The 22,220-nt window shown below is 74.8% G+C and carries 18 protein-coding genes; 10 read left to right on the plus strand and 8 right to left on the minus strand.

Annotated elements, in window-relative coordinates:
• Positions 1 to 138: 138 nt before the first annotated feature.
• Positions 139 to 1,170, plus strand: coding sequence for a LacI family DNA-binding transcriptional regulator (locus FHS22_RS17770; RefSeq protein ID WP_184943049.1), 1,032 nt, complete (start codon positions 139 to 141; stop codon positions 1,168 to 1,170).
• A gap of 73 nt (positions 1,171 to 1,243) precedes the next feature.
• On the opposite strand, the gene FHS22_RS17775 is transcribed toward FHS22_RS17770, so the two are convergent.
• Positions 1,244 to 1,987: a hypothetical protein gene (locus tag FHS22_RS17775; RefSeq protein ID WP_184943051.1), complete on the minus strand. Its 744-nt coding sequence runs from the start codon at positions 1,985 to 1,987 to the stop codon at positions 1,244 to 1,246.
• A 163-nt stretch (positions 1,988 to 2,150) separates the two neighbouring features.
• Here FHS22_RS17775 and FHS22_RS17780 point away from each other — a divergent pair, with 163 nt between their 5' ends.
• From FHS22_RS17780 to FHS22_RS17790, 3 genes are read left to right on the plus strand one after another with little or no spacing between them, the layout of a single operon-like run.
• Positions 2,151 to 5,261 carry an AfsR/SARP family transcriptional regulator gene (locus tag FHS22_RS17780; RefSeq protein ID WP_184943053.1) on the plus strand — a complete coding sequence of 1,037 codons (3,111 nt, stop codon included), beginning with the start codon at positions 2,151 to 2,153 and terminating at the stop codon, positions 5,259 to 5,261.
• A gap of 55 nt (positions 5,262 to 5,316) precedes the next feature.
• The gene (locus tag FHS22_RS17785) at positions 5,317 to 6,468 is read left to right on the plus strand and encodes a cytochrome P450 (protein ID WP_338047795.1); all 1,152 of its coding nucleotides are present in this window, start codon (positions 5,317 to 5,319) and stop codon (positions 6,466 to 6,468) included.
• Positions 6,465 to 6,728, plus strand: coding sequence for a ferredoxin (locus FHS22_RS17790; protein WP_338047796.1), 264 nt, complete (start codon positions 6,465 to 6,467; stop codon positions 6,726 to 6,728). Before FHS22_RS17785 ends, FHS22_RS17790 begins: the two co-directional genes overlap by 4 nt.
• A 59-nt stretch (positions 6,729 to 6,787) precedes the next feature.
• Here FHS22_RS17790 and FHS22_RS17795 read toward each other — a convergent pair whose 3' ends face one another.
• The 3 genes from FHS22_RS17795 to FHS22_RS17805 form a co-directional block, all read right to left on the minus strand.
• Positions 6,788 to 7,618: a sugar phosphate isomerase/epimerase family protein gene (locus FHS22_RS17795; protein ID WP_184943254.1), complete on the minus strand. Its 831-nt coding sequence runs from the start codon at positions 7,616 to 7,618 to the stop codon at positions 6,788 to 6,790.
• Positions 7,619 to 7,713: 95 nt separating this feature from the next.
• Complete coding sequence (locus FHS22_RS17800) at positions 7,714 to 8,847, minus strand: dihydrodipicolinate synthase family protein (RefSeq protein WP_184943057.1); 1,134 nt, start codon at positions 8,845 to 8,847, stop codon at positions 7,714 to 7,716.
• The gene (locus tag FHS22_RS17805) at positions 8,844 to 9,986 is read right to left on the minus strand and encodes a Gfo/Idh/MocA family protein (protein ID WP_184943059.1); all 1,143 of its coding nucleotides are present in this window, start codon (positions 9,984 to 9,986) and stop codon (positions 8,844 to 8,846) included. The genes FHS22_RS17800 and FHS22_RS17805 overlap by 4 nt, the downstream gene beginning before the upstream one ends.
• 303 nt (positions 9,987 to 10,289) lie before the next feature.
• Between FHS22_RS17805 and FHS22_RS17810 the strand changes: the two genes are divergently transcribed.
• Complete coding sequence (locus tag FHS22_RS17810) at positions 10,290 to 11,324, plus strand: ion channel (protein ID WP_184943061.1); 1,035 nt, start codon at positions 10,290 to 10,292, stop codon at positions 11,322 to 11,324.
• A 189-nt stretch (positions 11,325 to 11,513) separates the two neighbouring features.
• Positions 11,514 to 11,918: a hypothetical protein gene (locus tag FHS22_RS17815; protein ID WP_184943062.1), complete on the plus strand. Its 405-nt coding sequence runs from the start codon at positions 11,514 to 11,516 to the stop codon at positions 11,916 to 11,918.
• A 39-nt stretch (positions 11,919 to 11,957) separates the two neighbouring features.
• On the opposite strand, the gene FHS22_RS17820 is transcribed toward FHS22_RS17815, so the two are convergent.
• The 3 genes from FHS22_RS17820 to FHS22_RS17830 form a co-directional block, all read right to left on the minus strand.
• Positions 11,958 to 13,739, minus strand: coding sequence for an ABC-F family ATP-binding cassette domain-containing protein (locus tag FHS22_RS17820; RefSeq protein WP_184943064.1), 1,782 nt, complete (start codon positions 13,737 to 13,739; stop codon positions 11,958 to 11,960).
• 423 nt (positions 13,740 to 14,162) lie between these two features.
• Positions 14,163 to 15,389 carry a ribonuclease D gene (locus tag FHS22_RS17825; protein WP_184943066.1) on the minus strand — a complete coding sequence of 409 codons (1,227 nt, stop codon included), beginning with the start codon at positions 15,387 to 15,389 and terminating at the stop codon, positions 14,163 to 14,165.
• Complete coding sequence (locus FHS22_RS17830) at positions 15,386 to 15,982, minus strand: DUF3000 domain-containing protein (protein ID WP_184943068.1); 597 nt, start codon at positions 15,980 to 15,982, stop codon at positions 15,386 to 15,388. Before FHS22_RS17830 ends, FHS22_RS17825 begins: the two co-directional genes overlap by 4 nt.
• 711 nt (positions 15,983 to 16,693) lie before the next feature.
• Between FHS22_RS17830 and hemE the strand changes: the two genes are divergently transcribed.
• Positions 16,694 to 17,731, plus strand: coding sequence for a uroporphyrinogen decarboxylase (gene hemE, locus FHS22_RS17835; protein ID WP_184943070.1), 1,038 nt, complete (start codon positions 16,694 to 16,696; stop codon positions 17,729 to 17,731).
• A gap of 104 nt (positions 17,732 to 17,835) precedes the next feature.
• Here the strand turns inward: hemE and FHS22_RS17840 are convergent, their stop codons facing one another.
• Positions 17,836 to 18,915, minus strand: a complete 1,080-nt coding sequence (locus FHS22_RS17840) for a DUF4349 domain-containing protein (RefSeq protein WP_184943071.1) — start codon at positions 18,913 to 18,915, stop codon at positions 17,836 to 17,838.
• Positions 18,916 to 19,047: 132 nt separating this feature from the next.
• Here FHS22_RS17840 and hemG point away from each other — a divergent pair, with 132 nt between their 5' ends.
• The 3 genes from hemG to FHS22_RS17855 all read left to right on the plus strand — a co-directional run bounded on the left by hemG (position 19,048) and on the right by FHS22_RS17855 (position 22,027).
• Positions 19,048 to 20,526 carry a protoporphyrinogen oxidase gene (gene hemG, locus FHS22_RS17845; RefSeq protein WP_184943073.1) on the plus strand — a complete coding sequence of 493 codons (1,479 nt, stop codon included), beginning with the start codon at positions 19,048 to 19,050 and terminating at the stop codon, positions 20,524 to 20,526.
• Positions 20,486 to 21,193 carry a hydrogen peroxide-dependent heme synthase gene (hemQ, locus tag FHS22_RS17850; RefSeq protein WP_338047797.1) on the plus strand — a complete coding sequence of 236 codons (708 nt, stop codon included), beginning with the start codon at positions 20,486 to 20,488 and terminating at the stop codon, positions 21,191 to 21,193. The genes hemG and hemQ overlap by 41 nt, the downstream gene beginning before the upstream one ends.
• Before the next feature lie 123 nt (positions 21,194 to 21,316).
• The gene (locus FHS22_RS17855) at positions 21,317 to 22,027 is read left to right on the plus strand and encodes a hypothetical protein (RefSeq protein WP_184943075.1); all 711 of its coding nucleotides are present in this window, start codon (positions 21,317 to 21,319) and stop codon (positions 22,025 to 22,027) included.
• Positions 22,028 to 22,220 lie beyond the last annotated feature (193 nt).

Genomic DNA, 22,220 nt, shown 5'->3' on the forward strand with positions numbered 1-22,220 from the left:
GTCGCGGGCGGGACCGTCCGGCGGGAGGCGGGAGGAAGGCGTGCCCGGGGCCGGTCGGGAGGGATTCTCCGATCTTCGGCGGGTGCGGTGAGGCGGCGCGTCTGGCAGAATCGGAAATCGTTTTCCTGGAGGTTGCCCGTGGTCACGCTTGAGGACGTCGCCAGGCACGCCGGGGTCTCGCTCGCCACGGCGTCGCGGGTCCTCAACGGCAGCACCCGGCAGGTGGGCGCGTCGTTGCGGGCCAAGGTCGAGCTCGCCGCCACGCAGCTCGGCTACCGGCCGAACGTGGCGGCCCAGGCGCTGGCGCGCGGCGCCGGCAACGTGATCGGGCTCGTCGTCCACGACCTGGTCGACCCCTACTTCGCCGCCATCGCCGACGGGGCGATGCGGGTGGCCGAGAGCCGCGGGCTGGTGGTCATGGTCGGCACCACGCACCGGGACCCCGAGCGGGAGATCGCCTACGTCTCGACCCTGAACGCGCAGCGGGTGTGCGCCGTCCTGCTCGCCGGGTCCCGGACCGCCGACCCGCACGTGACGCGGCGCCTGCGCGAGGAGCTCGACCGCTACCGGGAGGGCGGCGGCCGGGTCGCCTGCGTCGGCCAGGACCTGCTCGACGCCGACACCGTGGTCCCCGGCAACGCCGAGGGCGCCGCCGAGCTCGCCCGGACCCTCGCCGGGCTCGGCCACCGGCGCTTCGCCGTACTGGCCGGGCCCGCCGGGCTGGTCACCGCCCGGGACCGGGTGGCGGGCTTCGCCGGGGCGCTGGCCGGGCTGGGCCTGCCCGCGCCGCGGCTCGTGCACGGTCCCTTCGACCGCGACGGCGGCTACACCGCGGCGGCCGGCCTCGCGGACGGGATCACCGCCCCGGACGAGGGCGTCACCTGCGTGTTCGCGGTCAACGACGTGATGGCGGTGGGCGCGCTGGCGGCGTTCCGCGACCGGGGGATCAGGGTGCCGCAGGACGTCTCGGTCGCCGGGTTCGACGACATCGCCACGCTGCGGGACCTGGTCCCGGCGCTGTCGACCGTACGGCTCCCGCTGCAGGACATGGGCGCCCGCGCCCTGGAGCTCGCCCTCGATCCGGTGGAAGAGGCCAGGGCCGAGCTGGTGACCGGCGAGGTCGTCCTCCGCGAGAGCACGCGGAGGGTGGGGCCGCAGGCCCCGGGCTGACCGCCGGGCCGCTCCCGCCGGAGAACGGCCGCCGGTCCGCGCCGGCGGAACCGGGCCGGCGGCGCGGACAGGGTCAGCGGGCGCCGGGGACCGGCCGGCCCTGCTCGTTCACGGGCGGCACGGTGATCTGCCCGCGCAGCCACTGGATGGTGCGGATGACCCCGTCGCCGTAGCCGGGGGAGTGCCGCCGGCCCCGGCCGAGCTGCCGGGAGACGTCCTCGGCGGCGCGCTCCTCCATCCCGAGGTTGACCCCGGTCGGCCCGTTCATCGGGCGCGGGGTGTCCCGGACGGGCGACTTCGAGCGGGCGCCCAGCATCCACTCGCACACGGCGACCGTCCCGGAGCACCAGGTCCTGTCCCACTCGTCCGGCGCGTCCGCCAGACCCGCCCGCGCGGCCTCGGCGATCCGGCCGATCTCGGCCTCACCGCGCATGACCACCCCGCGGCCGCCGACCAGGTGTCCCCACCCCTCGGCGGGACGCTTGCCGGGAACCGGCACCCCGTCCTTGGCCCCGATCAGCCAGCGCAGCGCGCTCACGACCCCGTCGGCCGGGATGATCCTGCCCTCGCGCGGAACCCGCTCGGCGGCGTCGATCTCCGCGCAGGCGTCGGCGAGGGTCGGCGGGCCCTCGGACGGGCGGCCGCTGATCGGCGCCTGCGCGCACTCGCCGAGCGCCCACAGGATGGCCTGCCCCTCCCCGGACGGAGCCGAGTCCGGGTGGGCGGCCTCCCACTCCCTGATCGCCTCATGGACGGCGGTGACATGCTCGGACGGGCGCCGCACGGCGGGGCTCGACTCGCGCTCTGCGATCGTCATGACTCCAACGGTACGGCTACTTTCCGATTGCTCCGGCACAAGCGGCGGACAAATCCATAACGGGTCTCCGCCGGCCGCCGCCGGGTCGTGCCCCGCCCGGCGCGCGGTGCGGGGCCGGAGGCGGCGAATCGCGGGCCCGGCGGGCGGGAGCGAGAATCGAACCATGCGTTTCGAGCTGCTGGGCCCCGTCCGGCTGGCGGGAGCGGAGGGCGGGCCCGCCGAGGTTCCCGGACCGGGGTTGCGCGCCCTCCTGGTGGCGCTGCTGGAGGAGCCCGGCGCGACGGTCTCCGCCGACCGGCTGATCGACGCCCTGTACGGCGGGTGCCCTCCGCCCGGTGCTCCGCGCTCCCTGCACTCCCAGATCTCCCGGTTGCGCAGGCTCGGCGTCGCCGTCGAACTGCTCCCGTCCGGTTACCGGATCGAGGCCCGGCCCGAGGACGTGGACGCACACCGGTTCGAGAGACTGGCCGGTGAGGGACGGCGCGCGCTGGCCGCGGGTGACCGGCCCGGAGCGCTCGTCCTCCTGCAGGAGGCGCTGGGACTGTGGCGCGGACCGGCACCCGAGCGGCTGGCCGGACGCCTGCAGGAGCTCCGGCTCGGCGCGATGGAGGACCGGTTCGAGGCGGGCGGAGGCTCGGTCGCCGAGATGCGGGCGCTGCTGGACGAGCACCCGCTCAGGGAACGCCTGTGCGGGCTTCTCCTGCGGGCCCTGAGCGCGGAGGGGCGGCGGGCCGAGGCACTGGCCGCTTTCGAGCGCACCCGGCGCCTGCTCGCCGAGGAACTGGGCGCCGACCCCTCACCGGACCTGGCTGCGACGCATCTGGAGATCCTGCGCGGCGCCGAGCCGGTCAGGCGCGGCCTCCGGGCGCAGCTCACCGGTTTCGTGGGACGGGAGGAGGAGATCGCACGCGTCCGCGGGCTGCTGCGGGAACGGCGGCTGGTCACACTCACCGGTCCCGGCGGGGTGGGCAAGACCCGCCTCGCGGCCGAGGCGGCCGCCGGGCTCGACGGTGAGGTCTGCTTCGTCGAGCTGGCCCACCTGCGCGACGGCCGCGATCTGCCGAACCTGCTCCTGGGCGAGCTCGGCGTCCGGGAGACGGCGCTCCGCGTGACCCGCACGCCCGGGCCCGAGGAGCGGCTGGCCGCCGCGCTCGCCGGTCGCGATCTGGTGCTGGTCCTGGACAACTGCGAGCACGTCGTGGAGGCCGCCGCGCGCCTCACCGACCGGCTGCTCGCGACCTGCCCCGGGACGCGGGTGCTGGCGACCAGCCGTGAGCCGCTCGGGATCACCGGGGAGCTGCTGCTCGCCGTGCACCCGCTGCCGGAGGAGCTCGCCCTGCGGCTGCTGCGGGACCGGGCGCTCGCCGTACGACCCGGCCTGGACGCCGGGGAGGCGGTCCTGCTGCGCATCTGCCGGGCGCTGGACGGGCTGCCCCTGGCGATCGAGCTGGCGGCGGCCCGGCTCCGCTCGATGGATCCCGGCGAGGCCGCCGACCGGCTGGACGACCGGTTCCGGCTGTTCACCGGCGGCAGCCGTACGGCGCTGCCGCAGCACCGCACGCTCCGCGCGGTCGTGGCCTGGAGCTGGGACCTGCTGGAGGAGCCGGAGAGGGTGTTCGCCCGGCGGTTCGCGGTCTTCGCCCGCGGCGCCACGCTGGAGGCGGCCGAGCAGGTCTGCGGGAACGGCGCCCGCGACGCGGGCGACGCCCTGTCCGGCCGCGACACGCTCGACCTGCTGGCCGCGCTCGTGGACAAGTCGCTGATCGAGGTGGCGGAGGGCCGCTACCGGATGCTGGAGACCATCCGCGCGTTCTGCGCCGAGCGCCTGGCCGAGTCCGGGGAGGAGGAGCGGCTGCGCGAGGCCCACGCCGGGCACTTCACCGCGCTCGCCGAACGGGCCGCGCCGGAGCTGCGCGGCCGGGACCAGCTGGTGTGGCTGCGGCGGCTGGCCGCCGAGGACGACGAGCTGCGCGCCGCGTTCCACCGGACCACCGAGGCCGGGCGGAGCGAGCGGGCGCTGAGCCTGGTCGCCGCGCTGTGGTGGTACTGGATGCTGCGCGGGATGCGGATGGAGGGCCACGCGTTCGCGGAGCGGACCCTCTCGGCGGTCGGCCGGACGCCCCCGCCCGGCATGGAGGAGGAGTACGTCCTGTGCGTGCTCGCCGTGGCCATGGTGAACACCTCGGACCGGAGCCTGATCGAGCAGGCCGAACGGTTCGCCCGGGCACTGCCGTCCCGGCCCCGGCACCCGATCCTGTCCGTGATCGGCTCTCTCGTCACCATCGTCGGCGGGAGGTACGGGACGGCAGGGGAGGACGTCCTGCGGGCCGTCGCCGATCCCGACCCGTGGACCCGTGCGCTGGCCCGGCTGGTCCTCGGCTTCGTCCGGCTGGCCTCCGGCCGGGTGGCGCAGGCCGAGGAGGAGTTCGCCCGGTCGCTGGAGGGGTTCACCGCCCAGGGCGACCGCTGGGGCATGGCCCAGGCGCTGCTGTGCGCCGCCGAGCCGCTGGGCTGGCGGGGCGAGCACCGGCGGGCCGTGGCGACGGTCGAGCGGGCCATGGAGCTGGTCGACCGGCTCGGCTCGCCCGAGGACCGGGTCTTCCTGCTGTGCAGCCGGGCCGCCGAGCGCCTGCGCACCGGCGACGCCGGGGACGTGGCGGCCGCCGCGGCCGACTGCGCGGAGGCGGCCGGGATCGCCCGCGCGCTCGACGTGCCCGAGGTCTGGGTCACGGTCCGGCTCGGCCTGGCGGGCGTGGCCCACCGGCGCGGCAGGGCGGAGGAGGCCGGTGAGCTCTACGGGCTGGCCCTGGCCGGGTGCGAGCCGCACTGGGGCGGGGTGGAGCAGGCGCGGGCACGGGCGCTGACCGGCCTCGGGAGGGTCGCGGAGAGCCGGGGCGACCCCGACGCCTCGCTGCGGCACCACCGGGAGGCCTTCCGCCTCGCCGCCGACGCCGGAGACCTGCCGTCCGCGGCGCTGGCCGCCGAGGGGCTGGCGAGCCTGGCCCTGGCCTGCGGCGACGTGCGGCGGTCGGCCTTCCTGCTGGGTACGGCGCGCGCGCTGCGCGGGATCGAGATCTGCGATCCCCAGGCCCGGGAGACGGGCCGCCGCGCCCGGGCCGCGCTGGGCGCCGCCGGTCACCGCGCGGCCTACGACGAGGGCGCGGGGATGACCGGTGACGCGGCGCTCACCGCGGTGGCCGGGTGGCTGTCAGCGCCGGGTCGGCTCGCGGTGAGCGCCCGCGCGCACCGTGGAGGGCATGACTCAACGTTCTGAATTCTCCGGGTACCCCGTAGACACCGGCTACCCCGTAGACAGCGGGCTTCCCGAGGTGCCGATCAGGCGGACCTGCCCGTTCGACCCGTCCCCCGAGCTGGCCGGGCTGCGTACCGCCCGGCCGGTCGCCCGGGCCGTGATGCCGCTCGACGGCAGCGAGGTCTGGCTGGTCACCGGGCACGACCTGGTCCGCCGGATGCTCGCCGACCCCCGGTGGAGCTCCTCGGTGGACGGCGGCCTCGGCGAGGACCGGCCCCTGCGCCTGAAGCAGCCGGAGCCCGGGATGTTCATCGAGATGGACGGCCCGGAACACGCCCGCTACCGGCGCATGCTCATCCCGCACTTCACCGTCCAGCGGACGAACCGGCTCCGCCCGCGGATCGAGCAGATCGTCGCCGAGCGGCTGGACGCGATGGAGCGCCTGCCCCGGCCGGTGGACCTGGTCGCCGAGTTCGCGCTGCCGGTGCCGTCCCTGGTCATCTGCGAGCTGCTCGGCATGCCGTACGAGGAGCGGGCCGGGTTCCAGGAGGCGGCCCGCGCGCTCGTCCGGCTGGACTCCCCGGCAGGGGAGACCGAAGCCGCACTGGACCGGCTCGCCGGCCACCTGGCGAAGCTGATCGCCGCCAAGCGGGCCGAACCGGACGGCGCGCTCATCGGGGAACTCGTCCGCGAGGGAGTGCTCACCGACGGCGAGCTGGTGCAGATCTCGATGCTGCTGCTGGTCGCCGGGCACGAGACGACCGCGAACATGCTCGGCCTCGGCACGCTGCTGCTGCTGCGGCACCCCGACCAGCTGGCCCTGGTCAGGCAGGGGGCGCCGGGGGCCGCCGACGAGCTGCTGCGCTATCTGTCGATCATCGACGCGGTGATGTTCCGAGGGGCGAAGGAGGACCTCACGCTGGGCGGACAGCGGATCAGGGCGGGGGAGTTCGGCCTGGCCTCCCTGGGGGCGGCCAACCGCGACCCCGCGCTCTGCGAGGACCCCGACCGGCTCGACGTCACCCGGCCCAGGACCGCGCACGTCGCGCTGGGCTTCGGGCCGCACCAGTGCCTCGGGCAGAACCTCGCGCGCCTGGAGCTGGAGGTGGCCCTCCAGGCGCTGCTGCGGCGCTTTCCCGGACTGAGGGCGGCCGTGCCGCTGGAGGAGGTCTCCATCCGGGAGGACGCCGCCATCCACGGGGTGGACAGCCTCCCGGTGACCTGGTGAGCGCCGTGGACGTTCCCGGGGAGACGGCTGCGGGGGCTCCCGCGGAGGCCACCGCGGACGCGGGGGTCACGGGGGTCACCGTGGACAGGGAGAGCTGCTGCGGCGCCGGGCAGTGCGTGCTGGCCGCGCCCGCGGTCTTCGCGCAGAGCGAGGAGGACGGGCTCGTGGTCCTGCTCGACCCGAACCCGCCCGCGGAGCTGCGCGACGCCGTACGCAGGGCGCAGTCGTACTGCCCGAGCCGGAGCGTCACCGTGCGGTGAACTCTGCGGTGCGCCCGTGCGGCGGACCGCAGGGGTCACCGCACGGGCGCACCACCGGGTCAGCGCGCGATCAGCTCGCCGAACCTCGCCTTCACCCGGGACAGGACCTCGTCGGGGTCGGCGGCCCACACCTCGGTGTTGAAGATCTCCACCTCGATGTCCCCGGTGTAGCCCGCCGCGGTCACCGCCTCGGTCAGCGGGGTGAAGTCGATCACGCCGTCGCCCATCACGCCCCGGCCCATCAGCACGTCGGCCGGGAGCGGGTGCAGGAAGTCGCAGACCTGGTAGGAGGCGATCCGGTCGCCGGCCCGGGCGATCTGCTCGAAGACCTGCGGGTCCCACCAGACGTGGAAGGTGTCGACCACCACGCCGACCTGTCCGGCCGGGTACGGCTCCGCCAGGTCGAGCGCCTGCCCGAGGGTGGAGAGCACGGCCCGGTCGGCGCAGTACATCGGGTGGAGCGCCTCCAGGGCCAGCCGCACGCCGCGCTCCGCGGCGTAGGGCGCGAGGACGGCCAGCGCCTCGGCGACCCGCTCCCTGGCCCCGGCGAGATCCCGGTCGACCGCCCGGCCGCCGGAGCCCAGCGGCTCACCGGGCTCCACACCGGGCAGCCCGCCGACCACCATGACCAGGCAGGCGGCCTCCAGCGCGGCGGCCTCGTCGATCGCCCTGCGGTTGTCGTCGATCGACCCGGGGCTCCCGGAGGTGAGGAAGCCGCCCCGGCAGAGCGAGGAGACCCGCAGCCCGGCCTCCCGGACCAGCTTCACGGTCTCGTCCAGGCCCTGCGCGGCGACGTCCTGCCGCCACAGCCCGATCGCCTCGACACCGTGCCGCACGCACCCGTCGACGGCCTCGGCCACCGACCACCGCTTCGTCGTCCACTGGTTCATCGAGAAACGGCTCGCCGAAGGCGCGCTCACGGTCCCTCCTCCGCCGGTCCCGTGAGCCAGGCCGCTGTGCCCGTCGGCTCGCTCGCTGCGCCCGCTCACAGCCCGTTCACCGCCAGCAGCGACCGCATCCGGTGGGCGGCCAGCTCGGGGTCGGCCAGCAGCCCGGCCGCGTCGGCCAGGCGGAACACCTCGGCCAGGTGGGTGACCGACCGGGCCGCCTGGGCGCCGTTGACCATGGCGAAGGCGTCCTGGTGGCCGTTGAGCCAGGCCAGGAAGACGATGCCGGTCTTGTAGTTGTAGGTCGGCGCCTCGAAGATCTTCCGGGAGAGCGGGACCGTGGGGGCCATGATCTCCTCGTAGCGGGCGAGGTCCCCGGCGTCGAGCGCGGCCAGGGCCGCCGCGGCGGCGGGGGCGATCGCGTCGAAGATGCCCAGCAGCGCGTGGCTGCCCGAGGCGATCAGCGACGGGTAGTTGAAGTCGTCGCCGGTGTAGAGCTTCACCCCTTCCGGCAGCGCCGCGCGCAGCCCGGTCTCGTGCTCGGCGTCGAGCAGCGAGACCTTGACCCCGTCGACGGCCGGCGCGTGCTCGCGGATCAGCTCCAGGAACGACGCGGTGGCCTCGGCCACGTCCCGCGAGCCCCAGTAACCCGCGAGCTGCGGGTCGAACATCTCGCCCAGCCAGTGCAGGACCACCGGCCGGTCCGCCTGGGAGAGCAGCTTGCCGTAGACCGCGTGGTAGTCCTCCGGGCCCCGGGCGATCCGGGCGAGCTGGCGGCTGGCCATGAGGATGACCCCGGCCCCGGCCTCGCGGACGGTCGCCGTCTGCTCGGTGTAGGCGGCCACCACCTCGTCGAGGGTCGCGGCCTGCGGCGCGTGGTCGGTGCCCGCGCCGCAGGCCACCAGCACGGCCGGGTCGCCGAACGCCGCGGCCTCGGCCGCGCTGCGCCGGATCAGCTCGCTCGTGGCCGCCCAGTCCAGGCCCATGTTGCGCTGGGCGGTGTCCATGGCGTCGGCCACGCGCAGGCCGTGCGACCACAGGTGGCGGCGGAAGCGCAGCGTCGCGTCCCAGTCGACGGCGGCGGGGGAGCCGGGGGTGTTCTCGCCGAGCGGGTCGGCCACCACGTGGGCGGCGGCGTAGACGATCCGGCTCTTCGGCGGGCCGGCGGGCCTCTCCCAGACGACCGGCTCGCGCAGGGTGTGCTCCCCGCCGGGCAGGACGATCCGGGTCACGCCTCCACCTCCAGACGGCGGCCCTCGGCGGAGGAGCGCAGGCCCAGCTCGGCCAGGCGCACGCCGCGCGCGCCGGAGGCGAAGTCGTGCGGGAACGGCGCGTCCTCCAGCACGTGCCGGACGAACATCTCCCACTGGATCTTGAAGCCGTTGTCGAACTCGGCGTTGTCGGGCACCTCCTGCCAGTCGTCGCGGAAGCGGGCGGTGACGGGCAGGTCGGGGTTCCAGACCGGCTTGGGGGTGGCGGCGCGGTGCTGGACGCGGCAGTTGCGCAGGCCCGCGACGGCGCTGCCGTGCGTCCCGTCCACCTGGAACTCCACCAGCTCGTCCCGGTTCACGCGGACGCTCCAGGAGGAGTTGATCTGCGCGATGATCCCGCCCTCCAGCTCGAACAGGCCGTAGGCGGCGTCGTCGGCGGTGGCGGCGTAGGCCTGGCCGCGCTCGTCGACCCGCTCGGGGATGTGCGTGACGGCCCGCGCGTAGACCGAGGTGACGCGGCCGAACAGGTTCTCCAGCACGTAGGCCCAGTGCGGGAACATGTCGAGCACGATGCCGCCGCCGTCCTCGGTGCGGTAGTTCCACGACGGGCGCTGGGCCTCCTGCCAGTCGCCCTCGAAGACCCAGTAGCCGAACTCGCCGCGCACCGAGAGGATCCGGCCGAAGAAGCCGCCGTCGATGAGGCGCTTGAGCTTGAGCAGGCCCGGCAGGAACAGCTTGTCCTGTACGACGCCGTTCTTGACGCCCCGGGCCTCGGCGGCCTCGGCGAGCGCCAGAGCGTCGGCGACGGTCTCGGCGGTCGGCTTCTCGGCGTAGATGTGCTTGCCGGCCTCGATGGCCTTGAGCACGGCCTTCACCCGGGCCTGGGTGACCTGGGCGTCGAAGTAGATCAGGTTGTCGTCGGACGCCAGGGCCTCGTCGAGGTCGGTGGTCCAGTCGGCGATGCCGTGGTCGGCGGCGAGCTTCTCCAGCTTCTCGGCACTGCGGCCCACCAGCACCGGCCTGAGCAGGACCCGGCCGCCGTCGGAGAGCGGCACACCGCCCTGCTCGTTGATCGCCAGGACCGACCGGACCAGGTGCTGGCGGTATCCCATGCGGCCGGTGACACCGTTCATCACGACGCCGATGCTTCGGGGGGACATATGGGTGAGCCTCCTTTGGAAAGCGCTTTCCGTCTTACCGTACGGCACGCGCGCCTCCGGGACAAGCGCAGGCCGGGGGCGGTCGTGGATCGTTTCGGGGCGGGGGCGGCGCGGGCGTCCGGCCGCCGGGCGGCGGGTCGCCCGGGGGCGTGCGGAACCGGGGGCCGCGTCCGCCCGGCAGTCCGGTGGGCGGGGTGAAAGGCGATGGTCGTATGGATTCGGGAGTGATATCCGTATCGTGGTTGCCCATACGGTTCAGTCCGGTGGCAGGCGGAACGCCGCCGCCGTACCGCGAGGAGAAGCGTGCCGGTCTTCGTCGCCCGCCTGCTGGCCCGGCTCGGGCTGCTCGGGACGTGGTGGACCCCCGCCGCCGTGCTCGGGTTCGTCTACCTGACGAGCTGGCCGCTGATGGCGTTCGCCGAGCCCGCGGACAGCGAGATCGCCGAGCCCGGCACCTACTGGTGGTACTTCGTGGTCACCGCCGCGACGGTCGGCTACGGCGACATCTCCCCGGAGACGGCCGCGGGCCGCGCCATCGGCGTCTACGTCATCGTCGGCGGCATCGCCGCGCTGACGACGCTCTTCACCAAGCTGGCGGGAGCACTGGAACGAGCGAAGGGAAAACGGATGCAGGGCGCCGTCACGATCGGGGCATCGGATCACATCGTGCTGCTCGGCTACACCCCCGGACGGACCGAGCGCATCGTGGACGAGCTGGTCGGCGACGGCCCGTGCGAGATCGTTCTCTGCGCGTGGGACGACGTCGCCGCCCACCCCATGCCCGACCGCGACGTCGAGTTCGTCCGCGGGGACCTGACCGCGGAGGAGGTGCTGCGCCGGGCGGGCGTGCAGCGGGCGCACACCGTGCTCGTCGACGTCCGCGACGACAACGAGGCGCTGGCGGTCACGGTCACCGCCGACCACGTCGCGCAGGGCGCCCACCTGGTCGTCGCCCTGCGCGACCTGGGCCGGGCCGGCCACCTGCGCTACGTCGACGAGGGCGTGCGCTGCGTCCAGTGGCACACCCCCCACATGATCACCGAGGAGCTGAAGGACCCCGGGATCACCGAGGTCTACACCGACCTGATGACCCACGGCGGCGCCGGGACCTACTCGGTGCGGCTCCCCGGGGAACTGGGGCCGATGCCGGTCGAACGCTGCCAGATCGCGCTCGGCCGCGCCCACGGCGCGACCCTGCTCGCCGTACGGGCCGGGCGCGAGCTGCTGGTCAACCCCGGCTGGCGGACAGAGATCCCGCCCGGGTCCGTGCTCTACTACGTCGGTTCCCGCCGTCTCGCCCCCGAGGAGGTCGCCAAGGCCCTGGACGCGGTGGACTGACCTGTCCCGGACCGGCCGGTCCCGGCCTGACCGGTCCCGGCCTGGGACCCGCGCCGACGTGGGAGCGCCCGCCGGACACCCGCGGTTGAAAGCGCCTCGCAAGGCGTCCGCGCTATCTGTAGGGCGGGCGGGATGGGGCGCACGGGTCGCCCCGAACCGTTGCGGGCCCGCTCCGCCGAGGAGGTCCTCATGACGCATCCGGATCAGCCGGCCGTACCGGGCGGGAAACCGTCCTGGAGCAGGCCGCCGGCATGGCTCCGCGCTCTCGGCGTCCCCGTCGCGCTGGTGGCGGCGCTGCAGACGGGCGACGAACGCGGTCCGCTCATGGGCGCCGCCGCGGGAGCCGTGTACGGCTCGCTGGCGCTCGGCCTGCTCGCGTGGGACCGGTTCATGCTCTGGAGCCGCGAGCACCCCGCGCTCGACGTCCTGGGCTCCGGGCCCGTCATGTTCCTCGTCGTCGCCCTCGCCACCCCTCTGCCTCTGGTGGCCTGCGCGGCGGTCGCGGCGGCGGCGACCGCCCTGCTCGCCGTCCTCGGACACCTGCGGCGCCGGCGGCCGCCGGGACCGGAGGCCCGTCCCCTCGGCCGGTCCTGAGCCGCCGGGCCGGGATCCGGCCCGGCGGCTCAGGACGGGCTACGCGGCGGTCACGAGACGGCCGGCGCGCAGGGCCACGCGGGTCCCGGTGAAGCCGCTGCGGAACCTGCGGTCGTGCGAGACCACCACCAGCGCCCCGGAGTACTCCTCCAGTGCCTCCTCCAGCTCCTCCACCAGCGTGAGGGACAGGTGGTTGGTGGGCTCGTCCAGGATCAGCAGGTCCGCCGGGCGGGTCACCAGCCGGGCCAGCTCCAGCCGCCGCCGCTGGCCGACCGAGAGCACCGCCTCGGGGCGGGCCAGGTCCTCCCGTGAGAACAGGCCCAGCGAGAGCAGCCGGCCGGCGTGCTCCTCCGGAGCGCCGGGCAGGCCCTCGGCGAAGGCGGCGAGCACCGTGCGCCGGGAGCAGGCGGCGGGCAGCTCCTGGCGGAGGTAGCCGATCCGCCGGGGCCGGTGGACCGTCCCGTGCTCCGGGGCCAGCTCGCCGGCGAGGACCCGGAGCAGGGTCGTCTTCCCCGCGCCGTTCGGCCCGGTCACCAGCATGCGCTCGCCGGGGGCGAGGCTCAGGCTCTCGACCTTCAGCCGGTCGCCGACCCGGACGCCGTCCATCGCGGCGACGAGGCCGGTCCCCGGCTCCCGGCGGAGACCGCCGGGCCTCCCGGCACCGGGGACGGGGCCGTCTCCCGCCCGGCCGGACGGATCCGCCGCGCCGCGGTGGGGGCCGGACGCCCCGCCGGTGCCGAAGACACCGTCCTCTCCGAAGGCGGCATCCTCCCCGGAGGGGGTGGCGCCTCCGATCCTGGCGGTGAACCGGAGCGGATCCGGAGGGCGGGGGACCGGGTTCTCCGCCAGGCGGTGCAGGCGCTCGCGGGCGTTGCGGACCTGGCCGGACAGTCCGGCCTCGTGGGAGCGGCGATGGCCGGAGGTCCTGGGCCGGTCGTCGGAGCGGACGCTGGCGGCCAGCCGCCGGGCCCCCGCCTCCGCCAGCTCCGTCTGCCTGCCGATCTCCGCGAGCCAGTCCTGGTACTCCTGCTCCCAGCGCCGCCGGGCGGCCGCCTTGGCGGTCAGGTAGCCGTCCCAGCCGTCGCCGTAGCGGGTCACCGTACGGAGGTCCACCTCGAGGATCGCGGTGGCGGTCCGCTCCAGGAAGGACCGGTCGTGGGTGACGGCGACGACGACGCCCGGGTAGGACCGGAGCCGGTCCTCCAGCCAGGCCACCGACCGCTCGTCGAGGTGGTTGGTGGGCTCGTCGAGCAGGAGCAGCTCCGGCTCGGCGGCCAGCACGCAGGCCAGCGCGAGCCGCGACCGTTCGCCGCCCGACAGGCTGCCGAGCGCGCGGTCGCGGCCGACGTGCGCCAGGCCGAGCGCGTGCACGGCCGCCTCGACCCGCGCGTCGGCCTCGTATCCGCCGCGCGCCTCGTAGGCGGTGAGCAGGTCGCCGTAGGCGGCGAGCTCGTCTTCGGAGGCGTCGGCGAGGGCCGCCTCCGCCTCCCGGATGCGGCGCTCCAGGCGCCGCAGGTCGCTCAGCGCGCGGTCGACGACGTCCTGCACGGTGCTGTGCGGCGGCAGGCCGAGGGTCTGGCCCAGGTGCCCCACCCCGCCGGGAGCGGTGACGACGAGCTCCCCTCCGTCGGGGGCCTCCTCGCCGGAGATGAGCCTGAGCAGGGTGGACTTGCCCGCGCCGTTCTCCCCGATCACCCCGACCCGCTCGCCGGGGCGGACGGTGAACGAGACGCGGTCGAGCACGGCACGGCCGTCGTAGGCCTTGCCGACGTCTCTGAGCGCGAGCTGGAAAGTGGTGGATGACGGGCGGTGGCGAGCCATGGAGGCCTCCGGGGATGTGATCTGTCCGATGGAAGGAGGCCCGTCCGTCCGGCAACGGAGACCGGCTCCGGGACACGCGGGAACGCGGGCAGGCGGGATGCCGTGGGCCCGGGCGCGCGGGAGAGCGCGTACGGAGGACACGGAGAGCCCGATGCGTGCCGGAACGGCGGAAGGGCCTGGGTGTGACGACGCGACGGCGGCGCGGCCGGTACGGCGGCGCCTGCCGGGCACGGGAGCTCAGCTCACCGTGCTACAGGGACCTCAGCCTGTTCGCGTATCCATAGAAAGACCACATGAATCCCACCCTACCCAAGAGGGCCGGGCGGAGACCAACCATATTCCGCCTATATTCCGCATTCCGCCCGTATTCCGCGCGCGACCTCGCGCCGGGGAGCGGCCGGTCGCGGCGCGCGGGACCGGCGGTCAGACCTCGCCCTCCGTCTCCAGACGGGCGAGCGCCTTGGCCACCGGGTGGGCGGTCAGCCCGATCTGCCACTCGCGGGCGCCCAGCTCGCGCAGGCGGGCGGCGACGGTCCCGTCGTCGATGACCGGCGGCGGCTCCCAGGTCAGGCGGCGCACGGCGTCCGGCTGGAGCAGGTTCTCCGTGGGCATGTGGTGCTCGTCGGCGAGGGCGGCCACCACGGTCCTGGCCGCGGCGAGCCGCCGGGCGGCCACCGGGTCGCGGTCCATCCAGCGGTTGGCGGGAGGCGGCCCGTCGCCCGGGGCGCTGGGCTGGGGCAGCCCGGACTCCGGGAGCGCGCGGGCGGTGTTGATCGCGGCCAGCCACTCGCGCAGGTGCCGGCGGGCGCTGCGCCCGGTGAACGGGGTGATGTCGGTGAGGGCCTTGGTGGTGCGGGGCAGCTCCACGGCCGCGGTGATGATCGCAGCGTCGGGCAGCATCCGGCCCGGCGCCAGGTCCGCCTCCCGGGCGAGGGCGTCACGGAGCGTCCACAGCTCCCTGACCACGGCCAGCCCGCGTGCCGAGCGCACCTTGTGGATGCCGGAGGTGCGACGCCACGGGTCCGAGCGCGGGACCGGCGACTTGTGGGCCAGCACCCAGGCGAACTCCTCCCGCGCCCACTCCAGCTTCCCGGAGGCCTTCAGCTCCTCGTGCAGGACGTCCCGGAGCTCGACGAGGACCTCGACGTCGAGCGCCGCGTAGCGCAGCCAGTCCTCCGGCAGCGGGCGGGTGGACCAGTCGGCGGCCGAGTGGCCCTTCTCCAGCCGGAACCCCAGGACGTTCTCCACCATCATGCCGAGCCCCACCCGCTCGTAGCCGAGCAGCCGCCCGGCGAGCTCGGTGTCGAACAGCTCGCGCGGGTGGAAGCCCAGTTCCGCCAGGCAGGGCAGGTCCTGGGAGGCGGCGTGCAGCACGACCTCCGCGCCGTCCAGCGCCGCGTCCAGCTCCGACAGGTCCGGGCAGCGGACCGGGTCGATCAGCGCGCTGCCCGCGCCCGCGCGGCGCAGCTGCACCAGGTAGGCCCGCCCGCTGTAGCGGTAGCCGGAGGCCCGCTCCGCGTCCACGGCGACCGGACCGGTGCCCGCGGCGAAGGCGCGCACGGCGCCCGCCAGGCCGGCCCGGTCCTCGATGACGGGCGGAATGCCCTCCCGCGGCTCCAGCAGCGGAACGATGGTGGTCTCGTCGGTCACGTTCTGAAGGGCTCCGGATCTTCGCGGCGGCGCGGCGGCAGGGCGGCCACGCCGGGTGGGAGGGGTGGGATGCCCGCCGCGAGGCACATCAGGTCGCACCAGGCGGAGACGTGCCGGGACAGGTCCTCTTCCAGAGGCGACCAGGAGGCGCGCAGCTCCAGCTCGGTGCTGACGGGGTCGTCGGCCTTGTTGCCGAAGCCCTCGGAGACCGCCCTGGTGACGGTGCCTCCCGCGGCGGCGTAGCCGGCGTCGTGCGCGTCGAGCGACTCGGTGAGCCAGCTCCACGCGACGGGGCCGAGCAGCGGGTCCTCGGTGATCTCCGGCTCCATGTCCGCCCGGACGTAGGCGACCAGGCGGAACGGGCCGTCCCAGCCGCGCTGGCCGTCCGGGTCGAAGAGCACGATGAGGCGGCCGACCGCGAGCTCGTCGTCGTCGCGGTAGACCGATGCGCCGATGGCGGCCGAGTAGGGCGCCAGGCGCTGGGGCGCGGGGATGTCCTCCAGCTCGATCTCCGGCCTGACCTCCGCCGGGCGCAGGCTGGCCACCGCGCGCCGGAAGGCGGCGGGGGCGGGCGGCGCGTCACCGAGGGTCATATCGGAAGGGTAGGTCGAAATCGAGTGCATGGGGACCACGGGGGTGCGTGAAGGAGCCATCGCGGCCGATCAAACCGACGCCATCGACAGGCCGGGGGACTGCGCGCCCTCGCCCTCCGGAACCCCGTTCCCGGCTCCGCCGTGCGGAGCCCACAGGATCAGCGCGTGGCCGCACCGGGTGCAGGCCCACTCGGGGCACTCGCCCGGTCCGTGGCCGTCGGGGCACGGGGGCTGCTCGAAAACCCGCTCACCTGCGCAGGAAGCACAGTGCTCACCGCGGTGTTCGGGTGAACTCCACATCGTGGTCATCGCACGGGGCCTTTCGTCGGGTCGTGGTCCGACGTTGGCACGTCGCGCCGACAATTCCGCGCAACGTGCTCGGCGTGTCCCGAAAGTGGCGCCGGAATCGATGCCGCGCGGTGATCTGGCGAACATTTGACCCAGCCAGGAGCCGGACCGGGTTCGCCCATGGGAGGAACTGTACCGGGAAACATGATCGCTTTGTGCCCCAATGCATCCGCGGCCGGTCGCCGGCGCAGGCTTCCGCCGGACGAAGCTCTCAAACCGGAGTCGAGCAGATGTCGTAGCTATTTGACATGGCCTATGGCTTCTTACGTGCTGTGTCATCTCATAGCTGGTGATTTCGGGCCGACGGTTCCGGGGCGGGGATGTGGTGCACGGACCGGCCCACCGGCATGGCACCCTGGGAGGGTGAATCCCGAGCTTGCCGACTCCCCGTTCCTGCGTGCCTGCCGCCGCCAGCCCGTCTCCCGCACGCCGGTGTGGTTCATGCGCCAGGCGGGCCGCTCGCTGCCCGAGTACCGGGCCGTGCGCGGCGGGGTGCCCATGCTCACCGCCTGCGCCACCCCCGACCTGATCGTGGAGATCACGATGCAGCCGGTCCGCCGCTACGGCGTGGACGCGGCCATCTTCTTCAGCGACATCGTGGTGCCGCTCAAGGCGATCGGGATCGACCTCGACATCAAGCCCGGCGTCGGCCCGGTGGTGGCCGCCCCCATCAGGGACGCCGCCGCCCTCGGCGCGCTGCGCCCGATCGAGCCCGGCGACGTCGCCTACGTCACCGAGGCGATCGGCGCCCTCACCGGAGAGCTGGGCCCGACCCCGCTCATCGGCTTCGCGGGCGCGCCGTTCACCCTCGCCTCCTACCTCATCGAGGGCGGCCCCTCCAAGAACCACGACCACACCAAGGCCATGATGTACGGCGAGCCGCACCTCTGGCACGCCCTGATGGACCGGCTGACCGAGATCACCCTCGGCTTCCTCCGCGTCCAGGTCGCCGCCGGAGCCTCCGCCGTCCAGCTCTTCGACTCCTGGGTCGGCGCCGTCGCGCCGGAGGACTACCGCGAGTTCGTCCTGCCGTACACCAGCCGCATCTTCGCGGGCATGGCCGAGGCGGGCGTCCCGCGCATCCACTTCGGCGTCGGCACCGGCGAGCTGCTCGGCCTGCTCGGCGAGGCCGGGGCCGACGTGGTCGGCGTCGACTGGCGGGTCCCGCTCGACGAGGCCGCCCGCCGGGTCGGCCCCGGCAAGGCGCTCCAGGGCAACCTCGACCCGGCGATCCTGCTCGCCCCGTGGGAGGTCGTCGAGCGCCGCGCGGCCGACATCCTCAGCCGGGGAGCCGGGGCGGAGGGCCACGTCTTCAACCTCGGCCACGGCGTGCTGCCCGGGACCGACCCCGACCAGCTCGCCCGCCTCACCGACTTCGTCCACCGCTCCTCCGCCCGCTGACGCCCCGCGGCCGGTCGCCGGCGGCGCCCTCCGCCCGGGGTCCGCGCCGGACCCCGGGCCCGGAGCCCGGCGCGGACCCGGGGCCGGGGTCCACTCGCGCGGGCCTACGGCGCGCTCCGCGGACCCGCCCCGGCCTCCTGCACGGGCCTGCCGTCCGCCTCGTCGCCCTCATCGGCCTCCGCGGCCGCCGTACCCGCCGGCGGCGGGGCAGTGGGGCCGGGGTACGGCGGCGCGCCCGGCGGCAGCCCGGGCCCCGCGGGGCGGTTCCGCCTGCCGCGGCGGAGCACGAAGGAGATCGCCAGCCAGACGGGGACGATCACGAGCAGCCAGGGGAGCAGCGCCCCGAGGACCGTCAGCCCGATCCGCACCGCCGTGACGAACGCCTCCCAGCCCGCCTTCAGCCCGCTGAGGAAACCGCCGGGATCCTCCTTCGGCGGCTGGGGGACCTCCGCCGCAGGCCCGACGATGTTCAGCGTCAGCGTCGCCATGCTCGACAGCGAGGCCAGCTTCCTCTGCCGGGCCTGGAGCGACTCCAGCTCCGCCTCGCGGTCGGCGACATCACGCTCGATCTTGAGCACCTCGCCGATCGTGTTCGCCCGCTTCAGCAGGGTGCGCAGCGACTCCAGCGCCGATTGCGCCGACTTCAGCCGGCTCTCGACGTCGGCGACCTCCTCGGTGACGTCCTCGGTGCTCTGCTGGATCGACTCCCGCTTGCCCAGCTCCCTGCCGAGCCGGCCGAGGATGCCGGGGTAGCCCGAGGGAGGGATCTTGAAGACCAGGGTGGAGGACGCCTCACCCCCGTCGAAGGCGTCCGACCTCTCCTGGGCGAGGTAGCCGCCGGCCGCGGTGACGATCTCCTTGGCCTTGTCGGACGCGGCGGCGACGTCCTTCGCGCGGACGGTCATCTGCGCGGTGTAGACGATGGCCCGGTCGGTCGGGACCGCCTCCACCCGCTCCGCCTGCCCGGCCGCCGCCGAGCCGGGCGCCTCTTCCGCGGCGGCGGTGTCGCCGCCCGCGCCGTACTTCTCCCCGCTCCGGGGCTCGGCGGGTGCCCTGGACGCCTGCGGGACGGGTGCCGCCGCGTCGGAACTCGTCGCGCTCTCCGACCCCGCGCACGCGGACGCGAACATCGCCAGGCACACCAGGGGGACCGCCAGACGCGGGCCGTACCGGAATCTGTTCATGCCCTTGAAGACGGGGTTTCCGCGGGCGCGGTTTGGCGCGGGGCGTCACGATGCCGTCACGGTCTGCGCGCCGGGAGGTCACGGCGAGGCCCGGGCCGCGGCCGGACCGCGGGGGCGGTACGGTCAGGAGTCATGGAAGGGAACCGGAGCCATGTCGTGGTCGTCGGTGGCGGGATCGCGGGCCTGACCGCCGCCTGGTACCTGCGGCAGGGCGGTGAACACGTCCGGGTGACCGTCCTCGACGGCGCCGGGCGGATCGGCGGCAAACTCCACGCGAGCGAGGTCGCCGGGCTCCCCGTCGACACCGGCGCCGAGGCGATGCTCGTGCGGCGCCCGGAGGGCAAGGACCTGGCCAGGGCGATCGGGCTCGGCGAGGAGCTGCGGCACCCCGGCACCGCCCAGGCGTCCATCCTGACCAGAGGCGCGCTGCGGCCCATGCCGAAGGGGCAGGTCATGGGCGTCCCGTCCGACCTGGCCGCGCTGGCCTCGTCCGGAGTCCTCACCCCCGGCGGCCTCGCCCGCGTGCCGCTGGACCAGATCCTCCCGGCCACGCTCGTCACCACCGACGTCTCGGTGGCCGCCTACATCCGCGCCCGCATGGGCGGCGAGGTGGTCGACCGGCTGATCGAGCCGATCCTCGGCGGCGTCTACGCCGGCCGGGCCGAGGCGCTCTCCCTCGACGCGACGATGCCGAGGATCGCCGCCGTCGCCCGTTCCGAGCGCTCACTGCTCGCCGCCGCCCGGAAGATCTCCGAGGAGGCGCCCAAGGACGCCGGGCCCGTCTTCGCCACCCTGCGGCGCGGCATGGGCAGCCTGCCCGAGGCCGTCGCCGCCGCCTCCGGGGCGGAGATCAGGACCGGGGTCACGGTCAGGGAGATGCACCGCACCGAGCGCGGCTGGCGGCTGGTCGCCGGGCCGGTGCCCGCCCCGGAGGTCATCGAGGCCGACGCGGTGGTCGTCGCGGTCCCCGCGACCGCGGCGGGCCGCCTGCTCGCCGGAGAGGTGCCCAAGGCCGCCGCGGAGCTCTCCCGGATCGAGTACGCCAGCATGGCCGTCGTCACCCTCGCCTACCCGCGCGCGGCCTTCCCCCGCCTGCCGGACGGGAGCGGCTACCTGGTCCCGCCCGTCGAGGGGCGCCCGGTCAAGGCCGCCACGTTCAGCTCGGTCAAGTGGCCGCACCTGGCCGAGGCCGACCCCGACCTGATCGTGCTGCGCTGCTCGATCGGCCGCCTCGGCGAGGAGTCGCTGCTCCAGCGCGACGACGCCGAACTGGTCGCCCTGGCCATGGCCGAGACGGCCGAGGTGGCGGGCGTGCGGGGGCTGCCCCGCGACTCCCGGGTGACCCGCTGGGGAGGAGCCCTGCCGCAGTACAACGTGGGCCACCTGGACCGGGTCGCCCGCATCCGGGCCGCGATCGCGACCCAGCCGGGCCTGGCGGTGTGCGGCGCCGCCTACGACGGCGTGGGCATCCCCGCCTGCATCGCGACCGCCCGTACGGCGGCGGCCCGGATCCTGGACCACCTGGATCCCGCGAGACAATGGCAGGGCAGAACCGAGACGCTTTCGAGGGGTGAGGACGACGGACGCGAACCAGCGGCCCAAGGCGCGTGACCTGAACCAGGTGATCCGCTACACGATGTGGTCGGTCTTCAGGCTGCGCGACACCTGCCCGGGCAACCGGGAGGGGCTGGCCGACGAGGTCGAGGGCCTGCTGGCCCAGATGGCGGAGAAGGACGTGGTCACCCGCGGCGTCTACGACGTGGCCGGGTTCCGCGCCGACGCCGACGTCATGTTCTGGTGGCACGCGCCGGCCCCGGAGGACCTGCAGGAGACCTACTCCCGCTTCCGCCGCACCGACCTCGGGCGGCTGGCCGAGCCGGTCTGGTCGGCGATGGCGCTGCACCGGCCGGCGGAGTTCAACAAGTCGCACATCCCGGCCTTCCTGGCGGAGGAGGAGCCCCGCGGCTACGTGTGCGTCTACCCGTTCGTCCGCTCCCTGGAGTGGTACCTGCTGGACGACGCCGACCGCCGCCGGATGCTCGCCGAGCACGGCATGATGGCCCGCGACTACCCCGACGTCCGGGCCAACACCGTCGCCTGCTTCGCCCTGAACGACTACGAGTGGATGCTCGCCTTCGAGGCCGACGAACTGCACCGCATCGTCGACCTCATGCGCACCCTGCGCGGGGCCGAGGCCCGGCGGCACACCCGGGAGGAGATCCCCTTCTACACCGGCATCCGCAAGCCCGTCCGGGAGCTGATCGCCGCCCTGCCGTAGGCGGGCGCCGCCGGGGCGAGCCATGACGAGTCCTGCGAAACGCCCGGAACCGCCCCCGATTTTTGTCATACTCGGGGAAAATCTCCTGCTCGTGTGAGGCCGGCGATGACGAGGGGCGAAGGGTTGGCGCGTTCCAGACGGCGCGGGGGCGCCAGGCGCAGGAAGAGGACCAGGTCCTGGGTCCTGGAGGTGTCCGCCGGGGTGGTGACGATCGCCGTGGCGGGCTTCGTCGGAGGGATGCTGTCCGGGGCCGATCCGGTGACGGGTGCGACGACGTCCGGAGCGGTCCCGGTGGAGCGGACGGAGGCGGCGCGGGCGCAGACGCCCGGGAGCGGCGGTCGCGAGAGCGGCGGGGGTCGCGAGAGCGGCGGCGGAGCCCCGGTGGCGACCGCCGAGACGGTCCGGGCCGGGACGGGCGCCGCACCGGCGGACGGGTCCGGAGACGGCGGCGGTGACGGCGGCGGCGGTGACCGGGAGGGGACCGGGGAGCAGCCGGAGCGGGAGGCCAGGGCGGAGGGGCCGTCCAAGCACACCGACACCGGGGCCGTGGCCTACTTCCGGCAGAGCAAGGCGGCCAAGCGGGTGAAGGACATCCGCACAGTCGGTGGCTATCTCCGGATATATACGGATCTGCCAGAGTCGGCGGACAACTCCGAGCAGGCGCTGGAACTGTGCGAGCTGGGCCGCGACTACCTCGTCGAGGAACTCGGCGTGGCCAACCCCGTGATCTTCGTTCAGGCGGAGTTCGGCGAGAACGGCAACCCCGTCCTGGCCAACGTGCTCGGCCCCGACGACTCCACCTGCCGGGTCACCCACCCCGAGCCGGGGAAGTGAGGAAGGGGCCGCCGCGCGCAGGGGCGTCCGCCGCCGGGATCACCTCACCCGCACGCGGGTCTTGCCGCAGACCGTGCAGCGCTGAGTGATCACCCTGCCGATGGTCTCGATGACCTCCCATCGGTGCCGGAGATGCACGAGGACTCCTTGCAACAAAGATCACACGGTGGAGGCGTTCGCATGCCGAACGTAA

The sequence above is a fragment of the Thiemannella venezuelensis genome, from assembly GCF_014203605.1.
GTDB classification, from domain to species: Bacteria; Actinomycetota; Actinomycetes; order Streptosporangiales; family Streptosporangiaceae; genus Planomonospora_A; species Planomonospora_A venezuelensis.

Excerpts from the sequence above, each read along its gene's own strand:
- FHS22_RS17775 (WP_184943051.1), bottom strand. The coding sequence starts at position 1,987 with ATGACGATCGCAGAGCGCGAGTCGAGCCCCGCCGTGCGGCGCCCGTCC.
- FHS22_RS17780 (WP_184943053.1), top strand. The coding sequence starts at position 2,151 with ATGCGTTTCGAGCTGCTGGGCCCCGTCCGGCTGGCGGGAGCGGAGGGC.
- FHS22_RS17795 (WP_184943254.1), bottom strand. The coding sequence starts at position 7,618 with ATGAACCAGTGGACGACGAAGCGGTGGTCGGTGGCCGAGGCCGTCGAC.
- FHS22_RS17805 (WP_184943059.1), bottom strand. The coding sequence starts at position 9,986 with ATGTCCCCCCGAAGCATCGGCGTCGTGATGAACGGTGTCACCGGCCGC.
- FHS22_RS17815 (WP_184943062.1), top strand. The coding sequence starts at position 11,514 with ATGACGCATCCGGATCAGCCGGCCGTACCGGGCGGGAAACCGTCCTGG.
- FHS22_RS17820 (WP_184943064.1), bottom strand. The coding sequence starts at position 13,739 with ATGGCTCGCCACCGCCCGTCATCCACCACTTTCCAGCTCGCGCTCAGA.
- FHS22_RS17830 (WP_184943068.1), bottom strand. The coding sequence starts at position 15,982 with ATGACCCTCGGTGACGCGCCGCCCGCCCCCGCCGCCTTCCGGCGCGCG.
- FHS22_RS17840 (WP_184943071.1), bottom strand. The coding sequence starts at position 18,915 with ATGAACAGATTCCGGTACGGCCCGCGTCTGGCGGTCCCCCTGGTGTGC.
- hemG (WP_184943073.1), top strand. The coding sequence starts at position 19,048 with ATGGAAGGGAACCGGAGCCATGTCGTGGTCGTCGGTGGCGGGATCGCG.